Origin of the sequence: Thermococcus aggregans, assembly GCF_024022995.1 — an archaeon.
GTDB lineage: Archaea > Methanobacteriota_B > Thermococci > Thermococcales > Thermococcaceae > Thermococcus_A > Thermococcus_A aggregans.
The window spans coordinates 939,014-953,764 of the sequence record NZ_CP099582.1; the positions used below are offsets into that span (position 1 = coordinate 939,014).

General features: G+C 43.1%; 14 protein-coding genes. 5 read left to right on the forward strand and 9 right to left on the reverse strand.

Translation table 11 applies throughout. The features are described 5' to 3' along the window. Positions 1–100 precede the first annotated feature (100 nt). The 4 genes from NF865_RS05305 (at position 101) to NF865_RS05320 (ending at position 5,721) form a co-directional block, all read left to right on the forward strand. Positions 101–853, forward strand: a complete 753-nt coding sequence (locus tag NF865_RS05305) for a type IV toxin-antitoxin system AbiEi family antitoxin domain-containing protein (protein ID WP_253305515.1) — start codon at positions 101–103, stop codon at positions 851–853. After that, the gene (locus NF865_RS05310) at positions 850–1,698 is read left to right on the forward strand and encodes a nucleotidyl transferase AbiEii/AbiGii toxin family protein (RefSeq protein WP_253305516.1); all 849 of its coding nucleotides are present in this window, start codon (positions 850–852) and stop codon (positions 1,696–1,698) included. The genes NF865_RS05305 and NF865_RS05310 overlap by 4 nt, the downstream gene beginning before the upstream one ends. A 106-nt stretch (positions 1,699–1,804) precedes the next feature. Then, a complete protein-coding gene (locus NF865_RS05315; RefSeq protein WP_253305517.1) occupies positions 1,805–5,197 on the forward strand; it encodes a helicase-related protein in 3,393 nt (1,130 codons plus the stop codon). 92 nt (positions 5,198–5,289) lie between these two features. After that, entirely contained in the window at positions 5,290–5,721 is a 432-nt protein-coding gene (locus NF865_RS05320; RefSeq protein WP_253305518.1) for an EVE domain-containing protein, read from the forward strand. 147 nt (positions 5,722–5,868) lie between these two features. Here NF865_RS05320 and NF865_RS05325 read toward each other — a convergent pair whose 3' ends face one another. From NF865_RS05325 to NF865_RS05345, 5 genes are all read right to left on the reverse strand, one after another. Continuing rightward, the gene (locus tag NF865_RS05325) at positions 5,869–6,279 is read right to left on the reverse strand and encodes a PIN domain-containing protein (RefSeq protein WP_253303764.1); all 411 of its coding nucleotides are present in this window, start codon (positions 6,277–6,279) and stop codon (positions 5,869–5,871) included. Next, entirely contained in the window at positions 6,267–6,494 is a 228-nt protein-coding gene (locus tag NF865_RS05330) for an AbrB/MazE/SpoVT family DNA-binding domain-containing protein (protein ID WP_253303765.1), read from the reverse strand. The genes NF865_RS05325 and NF865_RS05330 overlap by 13 nt, the downstream gene beginning before the upstream one ends. Before the next feature lie 135 nt (positions 6,495–6,629). Next, a complete protein-coding gene (locus NF865_RS05335; protein WP_253303766.1) occupies positions 6,630–7,796 on the reverse strand; it encodes a CGP-CTERM-anchored Cys-rich protein in 1,167 nt (388 codons plus the stop codon). Between the two features lie 70 nt (positions 7,797–7,866). Next, positions 7,867–8,124 carry a MoaD/ThiS family protein gene (locus NF865_RS05340; protein WP_253303767.1) on the reverse strand — a complete coding sequence of 86 codons (258 nt, stop codon included), beginning with the start codon at positions 8,122–8,124 and terminating at the stop codon, positions 7,867–7,869. A 30-nt stretch (positions 8,125–8,154) separates the two neighbouring features. Continuing rightward, entirely contained in the window at positions 8,155–10,005 is a 1,851-nt protein-coding gene (locus NF865_RS05345; RefSeq protein WP_253303768.1) for an aldehyde ferredoxin oxidoreductase family protein, read from the reverse strand. Between the two features lie 127 nt (positions 10,006–10,132). Here NF865_RS05345 and NF865_RS05350 point away from each other — a divergent pair, with 127 nt between their 5' ends. Then, entirely contained in the window at positions 10,133–11,434 is a 1,302-nt protein-coding gene (locus NF865_RS05350) for an acetamidase/formamidase family protein (protein WP_253305565.1), read from the forward strand. A gap of 329 nt (positions 11,435–11,763) precedes the next feature. Here NF865_RS05350 and NF865_RS05355 read toward each other — a convergent pair whose 3' ends face one another. The 4 genes from NF865_RS05355 to NF865_RS05370 all read right to left on the reverse strand — a co-directional run bounded on the left by NF865_RS05355 (position 11,764) and on the right by NF865_RS05370 (position 14,735). Beyond that, positions 11,764–12,168, reverse strand: coding sequence for a hypothetical protein (locus NF865_RS05355; RefSeq protein WP_253303769.1), 405 nt, complete (start codon positions 12,166–12,168; stop codon positions 11,764–11,766). A gap of 420 nt (positions 12,169–12,588) precedes the next feature. Then, complete coding sequence (locus NF865_RS05360) at positions 12,589–13,374, reverse strand: DUF8155 domain-containing protein (RefSeq protein ID WP_253303770.1); 786 nt, start codon at positions 13,372–13,374, stop codon at positions 12,589–12,591. Further along, entirely contained in the window at positions 13,375–14,172 is a 798-nt protein-coding gene (locus NF865_RS05365; RefSeq protein WP_253303771.1) for an SPL family radical SAM protein, read from the reverse strand. Next, complete coding sequence (locus NF865_RS05370) at positions 14,169–14,735, reverse strand: hypothetical protein (protein ID WP_253303772.1); 567 nt, start codon at positions 14,733–14,735, stop codon at positions 14,169–14,171. The genes NF865_RS05365 and NF865_RS05370 overlap by 4 nt, the downstream gene beginning before the upstream one ends. Between the last annotated feature and the right edge of the window lie 16 nt (positions 14,736–14,751).

Genomic DNA, 14,751 nt, shown 5'->3' on the forward strand with positions numbered 1-14,751 from the left:
GTTCCCCCTGTTCAGAACAGCGTTCTCCTAATACATTTATCCAGAGTTGCTCACAAACTTCACGAAAACTTTAAATATCTTTGAAGTAAAAATGAAAAATATGAGCAAAAGCATTGAGGTTTTAAGCAAGCTCATGGAGCTAGGGGAGGTCTTTACAACCGACGAAGCAAAAAGAAGGCTTGGATTAAAGGAAAGTGCTCTTTATTATCATCTCAGACGGCTCGTTGAGCTCGGCTTTTTGGAAAGAATAGGAAGAGGAAAGTATCTGATCAAGCCAAACCCGAACGTAAGCATTTCACCGGATGCATTTCTCCTAGCATCTCTCTTAGTAAAGCCGGGTGCAATAGCCTATTGGAGTGCCCTGAACTATTACGGCCTTACAGAACAAATTCCAAGCACGATTTTCATTCAAACCCCGCGAAGAACAGGTATCTCAAAGTTCCCAAATATTAAAATTGTCTCTGTAAAGACTCACAAGTTCTTTGGCTTCAACGAGGTGAAAATCAGCGAGAAAATTATTAAAATAACTGACCCGGAAAAAACGATAGTGGACTGTCTCGATAAGCCCAAATACTGCGGTGGAATTATTGAGGTTGCAAAAGCCCTAAAAAACGGGAGCTTTGATTTTGATAGGATGCTGGACTATGCCAAAAAAATGGAAAACGTGACCATTTTAAAGAGGCTTGGCTTTCTATGCGAAAAGCTTGGACTTGGTGTTGAGGTGAAAATTGAGAGGAGATATTTGAGAAGCTATCCCCTCCTTGATCCAACGATGCCAAAAGCGGGGGAAATAAACCCCCGTTGGGGATTGATAATTAATATTCCCGAAAATTATCTGGAGGAGCTGGAATGATTGCCGAAGAAATTAAATCAAAAGCAAGGGAATTAAACATGAATCCCGACATTATCGAGAAAGATTATGTCATCAGCTGGCTGCTCTATGGTATCTGGAGGGCCGGATTATGGAAGGTGCTTGCCTTCAAGGGTGGAACGTGCATAAAGAAGGCTTATATAAAAGATTATCGTTTCTCGGAGGATCTGGATTTCAATCTCCTTGATGCCATGAGTATCGAAAAACTCGAAGAATCAATAATAAAAGCCGTTGAATATGCTTCTACGAATTCAGAAATTGAGTTCTTTCCAGAGGAAATTAAAATTAAGGAGAGAATCGCAAGAAGAGAACGTATTAAAGGAAAACTTATCGGTTATGAAGTGAGCATCCCTTATTTACTTCTAAGGAAAGGTAGAAAAGTTAGCAAGCCAAGAATTAGGGCCGATATTACTTTAAAAGCGTTTGAACCAGTCCTTGATGAGCTTAAAGTAAAGGGCATTTTTCATGAATATTCTGATGCCCTGAAGTTAGCTCAAGTTCAAATTAGCGCATATTCTCTTGAGGAAATTTTTGCCGAAAAAGTTAGAACTCTTTTTGAACGAGTTCGTCCAAGAGATTTGTATGATGTATGGAGATTATGGTACTCTAAGAACCTGGATAAAGATAAAGTAACTGAACTAGTTCCGCTAAAGTTCGATGTCAAGGGAGTTAAACCAGATTTAATGACATTTGAAAATAAAAAGGAATTCTATAGGCGTTCTTGGGAGTCAATAGTAGGGGTCACACTTTGGAAGAGAGTTGATTTTGAGAGCGTCTGGGATGAGGTGATTGGCATTGTCAGGGAAATTTTGAATAACAATCCATGAAAATTTGGTGGTTGTTATCCAAAGCAAACTCACAAAACACTCTCTAACTTTTGAAGAAAATGTTATTAGGTTTTTATTTCAGATGTAATGATGGAAGGTGATTCCTATGTCTGCGATCAGTCTCCTAAATAAATATGGTCTTGTTGACAATCAAAGGGTTAAACTTCTTGATGTTTTGAAGGAAGTTCTAACATCCGGGCACTACAAAGGGATAGATGCTGCAGTCGGCTTTCTCTTTATAAGCGGATTAAAGGAGATTCAGCAGGAGCTTGATGAATTTTTCTCCCAAGGAGGGAAGATGAGAATAGTAATTGGAAACCAAACAGACAGAGAAACATATGAGCAGCTCAGCATGGCTTATCACTCCCTTGAAGCATTAAGGAAACTCAAGGAAAAGAACCAGAGAAATAAATCTAACCTTGACGAACAAGTTGAGGATTTAGAAAAGAATACAAACTTTATGGAGCAGACTGAAGAAAATGAGAAGTTTTTAAATAAACTTGTCAGCTGGTTAGACAATGGAAATATTGAAATTAAAGTGTACATTAAGGAGTTCATGCACGCTAAGGCCTACCTATTCTATCCAAAGAGTGAGTCTATCGCTCCAATAGGTCTCGTTGGTTCGAGCAACTTCACACTTGCTGGATTTTATGGCAACACAGAGTTGAATGCTGGCTTATTTGCGACACACTTTGAGAGCTTGAGGGAATGGTACGAATGGCTGTGGGAGGAAGCGGAACCATTCAATCCAAAGCTGGTTGAGGTCATTAAAAGAAGCTGGTCTGGGCAAAAGCCCGGAAGCTTTCCATCCCCCTATGAGGTTCTAATTCGGGGTCTATACGAACTTTACAAAGACATTGTTGAAAAAGATACTGGTTTTTTGGTCAGGAGCCTCTATGATGTTCTCTATGATTTTCAATTGGATGCCGTCAAAAGGGCTATCTCAATAGTGAACAAGTATGGCGGCGTTTTAATAAGTGATGTCGTTGGTTTGGGGAAAAGCTACATTGGTCTGGCAATCTTGGAGCATTTCTCACTTCTGGATTTACTTAATGGCAGGTCAAACAGAGTTGCTGTAATTGCTCCGCCAGAACTTGTTAGATACTGGGAGGAACTACTCAGGAACTACAACATAGAGGGGAAGGTGTTCTCTTCGGGACTGTTGCCAAGAAAAGAAACGTCCCCAGAAAAGTATGCTGAAATGGAGGACTACATTAAAAATCAAGTAAATACTGTTTTGGTTGATGAGTCCCATCACTATGCAAATCCCCTAACAAAATCTTACAAAAACCTCCAGGAACTTCTGGTTGGAAAGAGAGTTATCCTGCTCACGGCGACTCCATACAGAAAGCAGTATCGTGATATTATCAACCAAATTCGTCTCTTTAGGCCTGAAAGAAGGCACCCCTTCCCAATAACACCTCAAACCTGGGATGATTTGGTTAGAGCTGTTGAAAAAGGTGAAATTGATCCATCATATGTTCTTAGAGAAATTATGATAAGAAGGACCAGACATGACATCCTGAAGCTCTATGGAGGAAAAGACAACTGCATCAAAGTTGGGAGAAAGAAACTCTGTTTCCCAAGGAGAGAGTTATCCGTTATTGAATACAAAATATCCGAAGTTTATCCAATAGAAAAAGTTCCCAAAGAGATTGTAGAGGAAATTTCAGAAGGCTCAACTATCGAGCCGGTGGACATTTACACTTTATTCTTGGCGGGCATAAATTCAATGAAGTATGCAAGGTTTGCCCTTCATGATTACGTTAAGCCACAATTTAAAGACAAAAATCCGTACTCTGATCTGTCCGTTGCCGGAAGGAATTTGAGAGGATTGGAGAGAATACTCTACCTGAAACGTCTTGAGAGTTCATGGTATTCAATGTATCAGACTCTCAAGAGGGATATAATTAAAACAGAGAACTTCCTGAGGTTTGTGAAGCAAGGATTTATCCCTGCTGGCGATGAGTTTGATGATGTCTTATTGGGCAAAATAAATGGTAGAGAACCACATGTCCTAAGCGACGAAGAAATAGAGGAGTTCATTGAAAATTACAAGAAAAAGAAGGAGCCAGAATACAAAGCCGGTGCTTTTGACATAAAACGGCTGATATCCGATTTGGAGCATGATTTGAAGAAGCTTAAAGCTATGGGGGAAGTGCTGAAGCCTCTCAAGGAAGATCTTGAAACAAAGCCATGGAAAGACCCAAAACTGTTAAAGTTAGCATCACTGATAGATGATCTAACGAGGTATCAAAAAAGAAAAATTCTAATCTTTAGTGAATTCGAAGAGACCGTCCAGTGGATTTACAGGGGGTTAGAAAAACTTGGTTACACTCAAAAACACAAAATTGAGATGGTAAGTTCAAATACAAAGGGAATAGTGGACAAAATCAAACGTTTTGCCCCCAGATCTAATGAATATGAAACAGAGGATGAGATTGATATCTTAATTTCCACCGATATACTCAGCGAAGGCTTGAACCTCCAAGATGCTAATGTTGTGATTAACTATGACCTACATTGGACGCCAATAAAGCTGATCCAGAGAATTGGTAGGGTTGACAGAATTGGAACAGAGCACGACAAGATATTAGTTTACAATTTCTTCCCCGAAAAAGCCCTTGAGGAAAACTTGGGCCTGCTTGAAAAAGTTAGAAGGAGAATAGCTGAGTTCAACAATACATTAGGTGCAGATGGCAAGATTCTTGAGGAGAGTGAAGAATGGAATCCTTCAGCAATTGAGGCTATTTACAAGGGACAAATTGACGCTCTTGAAACCACCACGGATATTCTTTCAGTAACAACATTGGCTGAAAAGCTTGTTAGAGAATTCAAAGAGAACAACAAAGAGCGCTTTGAGGAGCTAACGAAAAGATATTCAATGAGGAGTGTGGCTAAATATAAAGGGAAAGACTATTACGCCTTCTTTGTGTGTAGTGATGGTATTATCTCTCAGTACTTCATCTACAAAAAGCAAGGAGATGCATGGGTTCAGCAAAATGTCTCTTTAGAAGAATTACTAGGAATTACAGGATTAAATGAGAACACAGAGCCATTCAACGAGTTTAAAGAAATGAGCATTTATTATGAAGTTGCAGGAAAAGCCTTGGAGAATTTTGAAGAGCTTAGAGTGATCAAGGAGAGCAGTCTAACTTTCAAGAAAAGAATGAAACATCCCAAAAATGTAAAAAGAATACTTGGAAAGCTATACAACAGAATGAGGAAAAGCAAAAAGGACCCCGAGAAAGAGTATCTGGGAAGACTAATAGACTTGGTTAAATGGGGTTATGCAAATCATGAGCTGTTTGCAAGGGCACTTAGAGAGGTAAATCCAAATATGAGTGTCGAGAAGATAATCTCAGCATGTGAACGACTAATTCAAAAGTATGGCATTCCACTGCGGAAAGAGGAGCTTGAAGCAAAGAAAGAGGAACTGGGTGCCAAAGGGGTTAAACCTCATATTGTTGCTGGCATATTATTTGTGCCTGAGAGTTAGCGTTTTCGTTGTGCTCTTTCTCTTTTACTCCTCAATCGTAGGATAGAAAACTTAATATCCCTCCAATAGGATCTTCTTAATGGTGATACTCAATGAAATACTGGCTTTGCATTACAAATCGTGACAATTGGGAGGTTATTAAAGAGAAGAACATCTGGGGCGTGCCGAAGAGGCATAAGAACACCATCGCCAAAGTTAAGCCCGGTGATAAGCTCCTCATCTACGTGAAACAAGAGCGCAAAGACAAGCAAATTCTTGAGCCGAAGATCGTTGGAATTTTTGAGGTTGTTAGCGAGCCTTATGAGGACTCAAAGAGGATTTTCAAAAGCCCACCGCATTTAAACGAAACTTATCCCTTGAGGGTCAAAATAAAGCCCGTGAAACTCGGCGAAATTGATTTCAAACCGCTCATTCCAAAGCTGAAGTTCATCACTAACAAAAAGAAGTGGAGCGGCCACTTGATGGGCAAAGCAATGAGAGAAATCCCAGAGGAGGATTACAAACTAATCGAGAGCCTGCTCTGACTGTATCTAAAATGTTAATTCCTTAACATTCCTTCATTATTTTGTCTTCTTTGTTAATCTGTTAGCAAGTCTTTGGCCCAAGGCCATTTAGGGTGAAATTTCGGAGAATTTTTGAATAACAACCAATAAAAATTTGAAGGTTGGTATTTAAATTTCCTCCGGAAGAACTTCCACCTTTAGCTTTGTCGCAAGCCTTCTGAGCCTCTGATCAAAAGTCGCGAGGTAGTTTTTCTCCATTGCGTGGACAAGGATTACTACGTCGTTGAAGCGAGATAGGGCGAGCTTTTCCCTCTCAAGCACTTCAAGAGCACGGAGAATTACCTTATAATCTTCCACAAGTCCCCTAAACCTCGGATCGGAAGTGTACTCAGAGAGCATTATCCTGGCTTCTTTAACTGAAAATCCCTGATTTTTAAAGAACCATACATACTCTTGGAGCACTATGGGTGGAACATACCACCTATCAAGAGAATCCAAGAGGCTTCTAGCCTTTTCATGAAATTCGGAGTCGCTAAACGTATCATAGATTAAAACGCTTGTGTCTATCACTGCATGCATTCCTCCATCCCCTCTTCTATGACTTTCTCAATTTCCTCAGGGCTTAGTTTTTTGTTAAGTTTAAGCGTCTTCCTTTCTTTTTTGAGCCGCTTTATAACAATTTTTCCGTTTTCCAGTTCAACCTCAAGCAGCTCGCCTTCCTTTATCCCAAGGGCTTTTCTAATCTCTGCTGGTATGGTTATCTGATAGTTCCGGGTAACTTTTGTGATCGGCATACTACACTCACCTCAATAGTAGGTTATAATTTCTACTATATTAGCTTTTCTCCTAGGCACTATAGTACTTAATGGAAATTAAAAAATACTTTAAAGCCAGCACTCTTGGATTTTAAGAAGAAAAAAGCTCAAAGATCACTTCCTAAAAATCCTCGCCATCAGCAGCAAGCCTAAGATAAGCCCGGGACCGCAGATGCCTTCATTTTGTGGAGTGCTTTGAGGAAGCTCAACTTTGCCCTCGGGAAGCTTGAGCTCAAAAGGTTCGCCAACGCACCTGAGCAAAGCTGGATTGTCGCTCTCATCGTAAGGAACCCACATATAAACTCCACCTTTCTTATACCAGCCTATGTGAGAATTATGCCCTGCTTTTCCCTTCTCTGCAACCTCAACGATTGCTTCAATATCCTCGTCACTTATCTTTATTATTCCGTTCTCCCTCAGCCACCCGAGCTCTACCTGTAAAGCCTCCTTAAAGTCAAAGGAATACGGATCAACAGCTCCCACGGGAGCGTTCGTGGTTTGTGTCTTAAACTCTATTTCCTCAAAGGAACACGAAATGCCAAGTTCTTCAAAAAGAGCCTTCAGCTCGGCTATATCGCCTTCACTCGGCTTCTCTTTTCCATAATCAGCTATGTAAACCTCGGCAAGAGGGAACTTAATGACCTTTGAGGGATCAATGCTGTGCTCTCTCAAGCACTTCTCGAAATCTGGATTGGGCTTCCATGTGCAGAGCCCATTATAACAGCCACAGCTCGTTAGCCGTAAGCAATTATACCACTCCCTGTAAACACATGGGGTGACTATTTCCTTTGCAGCTTCCCTAGTGGTACACACTTCTCCGGAGCATCCGCCTGCTGCACAATCAGAGTCGCTTTTGCACTCGCTCCCCTTCGCCGGGCTTATTTGAACGAAGAGCGAGCCTTTCCTAAAGGTGTGCTCTTCCACTTCCCAGCCCAAAGCTTTAATCCGCTCCAGGCTTTCATTGGAAATCAGCAGGGGTGTTTTAAAAGAAGTGTAGGCATAGGAGGAGTTAAAGCCCTTCGCGGGTATCTGAATTCTAACCCACAAAGAAGAGTTTACTTCCTTTAAAATAACCCCCACCCTCTCATCGTAGTGAGAACGGTAGATTATGTTCCCATTGTCAATAATTACGTTTTTGGCATTTTCCAATGGAGTAAGGTCGTAAGAAATCCCCGGCTTGTTTAGATGAACTTCCACAGCTAAGGAATCCATTGGGCTGTAGCATGCACTAACTAGAGGTGCAGCCAATAAAAGTAATGTCAAAATAACCGCTCGCTTCATGTTATCATCCCGCTACTAGTTTCTTATTCAAAGTATATACGTCTATCGAAAGGTTCAAGGTGAGCTGAAGTCATCCCCCCGCTGCAACGGGCATTATTATAACTTTGTCCATGTCTTTGAGCCTGGCTTTAGTTCCGCCAAGAAATTCCGCTGAGCGACCGTTTATTAGAATGACGATGTTCCTTTTTTCATCTATTTTAATCCCCCTTTCGCGCTCCAGCTTTTTTAAAAGGTCACCTAACGTAGAGTTCTCTTCAAGAAAAACCCAGAATTCTGGCTTATCTACTCCCTCTGCCGCCTGAGCTATAAGCTTGACGAACACCTTCATATTGTCACCTAAAAAATAATTAGAAAGGTATCAGAGTTTTTCCGCGACTTCCTCAAGTCCCAGCTCCTTAAGCTTCTCCTTCGTTGGGACACCGTTTTCGTCCCAGCCCCTGACTTTGTAGTAGTCCTTGAGAAGGACTTCTTCCTCAAAGACCTGGCCTTTTGAGGGCTCCCTCAACACGGGCTCTTTTACGATCCTTTCCGGCATTCTGTCGTACCTGCCGTCAATGCCTTCCCTGACGTTGATTGCTCTTTCAAGGTTGAATATCCTCTCACCTACGAGCCATAAGTACTTCGGGTCTTTGAACTCCTCGATACCGGTTGCAGCATAAAGCATCTTTGCATAGAGATCGATGGTCATCATTTCGAAGTTGAACGGGAACAGGCAGAAGATAGCCGTTTCAGCTATCGCAGTCTCGTCCTGAACGTACTTTGTAAGCTCCCCTTTGTTCTCTACTGAAAACGGGTCTACTTTCTTGGGAACGCCGGTTATCTCAAACTTGTTCCATCCTATACAGTGACTTGCACCTATTGGGGATGTGACAAAGTTCAAGCCGTGGGCCTTTGCAGACCTCGGGTCGTATGCAGGGAATTCAAGGCCCTTAACATGAATGGCATACTTCTCGGCACCCCTACCAATTTTTTCGGCGGCTTTTCTAGTTCCCTCTGCGAGTAGGTCGCCTATGCCTATCCTCAGGGCTATCCTCTTGACCAGTTCTGGGATAACGTCGGGGTCTCCCCATCTCAGCTCAAGGCCGTCAGTTTCGCTCTTTCCGATTATTCCCTTCTCGTAAAGCTCGATCGCAAAGCCTATCGCAACGCCCGTAGAAATCGTGTCGAGGCCGTAGAGGTCGCAGAGCATGTTGGCATAGACTATGGACTCTATGTTTATGTTGCCCAGGTTTCCTCCAAACGACCAGTGGGTCTCGTATTCTGGGAAGTCCCAAACCGTTCCCGCGTATGGCCCTTTGGTTAACTTGAATACTTTTCCGCACCTTATCATACAGCCCCAGCAGCCGCTGTGCTTTACCACGTACTCAGACAGCACTTCCGCCTGAAATCTCTCTGCGCCATCGAGCTCTTTCTGCTTGAAGTTATACGTGGGGAAATGTCCAAGGGCGTAGAACGGATACACAGCGGAGTTAGTTCCTAGAGCGTGGAATCCTTCGAATCCCGGATTGTTCTTGTAGGACTCGATCTGCTCCCTAACGGCCTCGTTAAATGCGTCTTCATTGTAAATCTCCGGCCTTTTGCTCCCCTTGACCACAATTGCTTTGAGGTTCTTTGAGCCCATTACAGCACCGCCACCGCCTCTAGAGGCAGTTCTAAAGTCAACATCTGTTACAATGGCGGATAACTTCACTAGATTTTCTCCAGCAGGCCCTATCATGACCATGTGGGCATTTTTATCCGTCTCCTCTTTGAGGAAGTCCCTCGTGGCTAGAGTATTCATGCCCCAGATTTTCTGCGCGTCCCTAAATTCGACGTCCCCATCGTTTATGTAGATGTACGTAGGCTTCTCGGCCTTTCCCTCGATTATCACCGCGTCGTAGCCCGCAAACTTGAGTTCCGCGCCAAAAAAGCCCCCTCCAACGCTCCTGAAGTACGTTCCCGTGAGTAGGGACTTGAACTGAACCATCCACCTTGATGCGGACTGAGCCTTTGTACCAGTCAGAGGTCCCACAGTGAAAATAATTTTGTTTTCAGGACTTAGAGGACAAATCCCCGGCTTCAACTCGTCCCACAGAATCTTTGCTCCAAACCCGCGTCCACCTATAAATTTTTTGACGAGTTCTTCTTTTAATGATTCCACTGTGGCTTTTTTATTTGTCAAATCTATTCTCAATATTTTCCCCATGTAGCCATACATAAAAATCACCACATAAAAATATCGAATTAAGTCTATATAAACCTTTGCTGTTAGTCGAGTGCTATTTTTAAATTTAGCCACTATAACAATGGAAAATGTTTTTATCTTTCCATTTTGCAGGTAATAATTGGTGATTTCCATGGTAGTTGAGGATGAGATTTTTAATGATGTACAAACAAACGGAATTATTGGGCCCCATTCAAAGATGCTTGGGCCTGTTGCAGACGGGGGAAGAATAGTCTTCTTAACGGCTCCAGGGTGCTGGGGTCCAATGATAACTCCGACTTTAAGAGGTGGCCACGAAGTCAACGTCCCCGTTGCCGTGGAAGGAGCAGAAGTCGGGGATGGAATTGTAATCAAGATACAGAGCATAAAGGTGCTCTCAAAGGCTGCATCTTCTGGCGTTGACACCGTTAGGGAAGGAGCGTTTGTCGGCGATCCTTTCGTTGCTAAGAAATGTCCCGTCTGTAACGAGCCGTGGCCCGAATTCGAAGTGGTCGGCATAGGTGAAGATGCAATAAGGTGCAAACGCTGTGGCTCCCCAGCCGCGCCCTTCAAAATGGTAAACGGATACACGATGGTCTTTGACCACAACCTCGGAGTCGGTGTCACAGTAAACAAAGAGACGGCCGAGATGATAGCCAAAGACGCTTGGGAGTGGCATTCCCTCCCCAAGAACTCAAAGCAAGTCCCAATACTCATATTTGCCAAGGCAGACATAGTCGGAGTACCTTCAAGGATGAGGCCTTTCCTGGGACAGCTCGGAACGGTTCCGGCCGTGGACATCCCCGACTCCCACAACGCCGGAGACTTCGGTTCATTCCTAATCAATGCCCCCCATCCATATGGAATAACAAAAGAGGACTACGAGACCAAGCTGACGGATGGGCACCTAGATGTTGACTCAGTCAGAGAGGGGGCGATAATAATAGCGCCTGTAAAGGTCAAAGGCGGAGGAGTTTATGCAGGAGACGCACACGGAATGCAGGGGGACGGAGAGGTAGCTGGACACACAACCGATGTATCGGCTGAGAGCGTTCTTGAGGTTTCAGTTGTCAAGAACATAAACCTCGACGGCCCGATTCTGCTTCCTCCTGAGGAAGACCTGCCGCCGCTCGCCAAGCCATGGAGAAAGGACGAGTGGGAAAGGGTGCAGAGCTTGGCCAAGAGGTTCGGAATCGAACCCGAGCCGGTAGCTCCAGTGCAGATAATCGGTTCGGGCCCGACCATAAACGAAGCCGCAGTTAGAGGTTTCGAGAGGGCGGCAAAGCTCTTCGGGATGAGCGTTGAGGAAGTCAAGAACAGGGTGACAATAAGCGGTGCCGTCGAGATTGGAAGGCTTCCGGGAATAGTGCAGGTCTCAATGCAGGTTCCGCTGAGTGCTCTGGAGAAATTAGGGATAGACGATATAGTGGTTAAGCACTACGGGCTTCCCTACTGATCTTTCTGTTTTTATTTTAATTTCAACTGGAGTTGGGTTTGGTGTTATCACTAACTGAACAGTGCTCTTCAACTTTTCTCACCTATTCCTCAAGTTCAGATTCGCATATTTTTTAAGGATTACATTAGCAACAAAGAAAAGATTTGAGTACACGATTCTCATCCAGTGCCTTAGCCAAGAAAGGGATTTTGTTGCGGAGTATGATGATGCATTATTCAACGAGTACACGAACGGGGAAGGTATCATCAATTTAAGGGCTTTTTCATTATTTTTTCATTCCGAAAAGGGCTTCTTTTCAGCATGGCAAAAGAAGAAATAAAAAGAGAGATTCAACTTTCGTTCTCTTTGAGAATGATGCCCTCTTCTCGGAGTTCCTCTACAATTGCCTGCAAGAGTTCTACTGCTTCCCTCTCGCAGAGGAATGCTTTTCTGTACCAGATGTACTTGCCAATGAAGAAGGCTTTTTCAGCCCTCTCGACATATGCCAAGGATTCCTCGTGGAGTTTTGTTGCGTTTGTAAACAACTCTTGGAGTTCTGGTGAGAGGGTTACGTTGTAGGTTGCAAGGGCTGCGTTGAGGTCGAGATACTTCTTAGCGTATGCGCGGTACAAGTACTCCCAAGCAACCATACGACTGTACTTTTCTGAGAATGGAACTTGCTCTGCTGAGGCCAGTGGCATCAAGGGTGCCAATACTAATAGGCTTGCTACCAAAAGGACACCTACCTTCTTCATTTTACCACCCTGGCTCTGCTGATATGCGATGGGTGCTTTGCTCTATTGGACTAAATAAATTTTTTGTGTATGTCTCAGAGTATTTTTTATCCAACGGCTACAAGTGATGAGGTGTTTGATCCGCATCAAGGCAAACCAAAATAAAAGGGACACATGCTTCAAGGGACATAAAAATAAAGCCGGCTTTAAGTTTTTCTATTCTCTCAACTTCATTAAATGCCAAAGAAAAAATAAAAGAACTTCCTCCTCAATAATATTAATATTTTAGTTTCAATTTTCTTGATGCTCGATACTCTTTATCTAGAGCTGGGCTGAACGAGAACAGCAGTTCAGCGCATTAATGGCGACGGTAACTTTTTCTAAAGTCCTAAGGAGCTCATTGAACCCATTGTACAAGCTATTTTGCGCATAACACAGATTTTAGACAACCTCAATTTCAACAACATCCCCAACTTCAAAATCTCCACCGATAAGCTTAACCCTTTCTTCATTGCAGTAAACTCCGACCCCTTTAACCTTAATTCCATTGGCAAAAACTCCAAAATTTGCCTTGAAGATTCCAACTCCATTGGGAAGGAGTTCATCTGGCCTAAAGGTTTTTCCGAAGAGCTCCGCTACTTTTCCATCGAATATCGCCCCGTATCGATAGTGAGGCAAACCTCCTTCAATGTTCCCAAAAGGTGTCATGCCTTTGCCTTTGGTTTTTAGAGGCTTAAGCCAGAGGTAGCTTGTTTTTTCAATGACCTCAAACTCTCTTCCCCCAACAACGGGGACGAGGGGCTTAACCTCGGGAAAAATTGTTAATCCTCCTCTCGCTCTATACCGGTCTTCACATCTCCTGAGCTCGAAATGAGCATGCTTGTCGCTCCAAGGAGAGAAAAACCCCGAAAGTCTTAAGCTTCCAATTTCATCTCCTAGAGAAACTTTTTCGCCAACTTTAAGCTCCGGCTCCACATGGAGAACCTTTAAGCAAACATCCCCGACCTCAAAGATTAGAAGGTAATCATCGCTAACAGGAATGTGTCTGGGAGTTCTTATCCTTCTTATCTCAACCAGTTTGCCTTCCTCAAAGGGAAAAATGGCTTTCTCATCGAAATATACATCGACCGCCGTCCCAAGCTTATGGGGAGCGTAAGGTGTGTCAAAGAAAGAATATCTAACGTCTGGGATTTCTAACCACAGATCGTTTATTCGAGCTATCTTCATTTATTTCACCTCTATTAACTCCCAACCTCTTCTGTGCACCTCAACCCCCTCTGCCCTTATGTTCAAGCGTTTTATTAAGGCTATAAGCTCCTTAACGAACCGCCAGAATTTTTCATCATTAACCATAATCTCGTAGCTTTCGGGAAAGTTCTCCATTAAGAGCTCCCGGAACTTTTGACCAGCGACTTTCAAATTGAGCACCTCAAAGAAGTAGTAGTCAGCAATGTCTTTGGTTTCTCGGATTATTTCTTCAACGTCGGTTATTCCCGGGATAATCGGGCTTACAAAGGCATAGTTTTTCACACCCCTCTCTTTGAGGTTTTTTAAGGCATCTATTCGGAGCTTCTGTGAGGGTGTAAAAGGCTCTATAAGCTGCTTCTCCTTTCCTTCGAAACTGTTTATCGTTAATCCGACGTCGATTTCATTAAAGAGCTTGAAAAGGTCAATATCCCTCACCACTAAGGGAGACTTCGTTAGGATGCTGATTTTATTCCTTTTGTTCATCATCTCGAGGGTTCTCCTTGTAAGCTTGAGCTCCCGTTCTATGGGCTGATAAGGGTCAGAGATTGTTGACATGACAACCTCTCCATAAACCCTCTTCCTTGCCAGCTCAGGGGCGTTGATCTTTACCTCCACCCATGTACCCCACTCACCATAGGGCTTCCACTTGCAGATGAACTTTGCATAGCAGTATTTGCACGCAAATTGACAGCCAACGTATTGGTTTACACCATAGTCTACCCCGGGAATTCTGCTCTTTGTGTAGATGGTCTTCGCCTTGGTTTTAATGACTTTCATTTGAACACCTCGGCAACTTTTAAAAGGCCAAAGAAAGTCGAAAAGAGCATTAAACCCAGAAAAATTCTGTAAACTGTCAAAATTCTCTCTTCTTCAAACTTCTTAAGCCCGAGGAAGATATAAAATGAAGCGATCCAGAGACCGAGCTGGGCTACAAGCAAAGGTGTATCATAGGGGTAATAGGGCGGGGAGAATATAGCCGGAAGGGATAGCATTATGCTCAGCTGAAAGCTGAGAAAAGTCAAAAAGAAAAAATCCGTAATCGAAATGATTGGATTGATCTCTCCAATAACCATTAGATTCAAAAAGTACGTAAGAACAAACAAAACCACATAATGCAGCCCATAGAGAGAAAGAAACCTAAATCCAAGTTCTCTCCGCTTTAGAAGTCCATATATTCCCAAAATCACGACCCCTCCAAGATAAGCGGAGAGCCATGCAGCTAAATCCTTGTAAAATCCGTATGGAGCATCGAAGTTAGCAAAAGCTATCGCTCCGGGCTGTGTTATCATTAAAACTCCCAGAGTGAGGAACAGAAACTTCAACTTCTCCTTCTGCTTCATGTGAACACCAAACTTA

What these genes read in the sequence shown, in the direction of transcription:
- NF865_RS05330 (WP_253303765.1), bottom strand. Translation starts at nt 6,494, where the DNA reads ATGCCGATCACAAAAGTTACCCGGAACTATCAGATAACCATACCAGCA.
- NF865_RS05320 (WP_253305518.1), top strand. Translation starts at nt 5,290, where the DNA reads ATGAAATACTGGCTTTGCATTACAAATCGTGACAATTGGGAGGTTATT.
- NF865_RS05310 (WP_253305516.1), top strand. Translation starts at nt 850, where the DNA reads ATGATTGCCGAAGAAATTAAATCAAAAGCAAGGGAATTAAACATGAAT.
- NF865_RS05340 (WP_253303767.1), bottom strand. Translation starts at nt 8,124, where the DNA reads ATGAAGGTGTTCGTCAAGCTTATAGCTCAGGCGGCAGAGGGAGTAGAT.
- NF865_RS05305 (WP_253305515.1), top strand. Translation starts at nt 101, where the DNA reads ATGAGCAAAAGCATTGAGGTTTTAAGCAAGCTCATGGAGCTAGGGGAG.
- NF865_RS05365 (WP_253303771.1), bottom strand. Translation starts at nt 14,172, where the DNA reads ATGAAAGTCATTAAAACCAAGGCGAAGACCATCTACACAAAGAGCAGA.
- NF865_RS05370 (WP_253303772.1), bottom strand. Translation starts at nt 14,735, where the DNA reads ATGAAGCAGAAGGAGAAGTTGAAGTTTCTGTTCCTCACTCTGGGAGTT.
- NF865_RS05325 (WP_253303764.1), bottom strand. Translation starts at nt 6,279, where the DNA reads ATGCATGCAGTGATAGACACAAGCGTTTTAATCTATGATACGTTTAGC.
- NF865_RS05350 (WP_253305565.1), top strand. Translation starts at nt 10,133, where the DNA reads ATGGTAGTTGAGGATGAGATTTTTAATGATGTACAAACAAACGGAATT.
- NF865_RS05360 (WP_253303770.1), bottom strand. Translation starts at nt 13,374, where the DNA reads ATGAAGATAGCTCGAATAAACGATCTGTGGTTAGAAATCCCAGACGTT.
- NF865_RS05335 (WP_253303766.1), bottom strand. Translation starts at nt 7,796, where the DNA reads ATGAAGCGAGCGGTTATTTTGACATTACTTTTATTGGCTGCACCTCTA.
- NF865_RS05355 (WP_253303769.1), bottom strand. Translation starts at nt 12,168, where the DNA reads ATGAAGAAGGTAGGTGTCCTTTTGGTAGCAAGCCTATTAGTATTGGCA.
- NF865_RS05315 (WP_253305517.1), top strand. Translation starts at nt 1,805, where the DNA reads ATGTCTGCGATCAGTCTCCTAAATAAATATGGTCTTGTTGACAATCAA.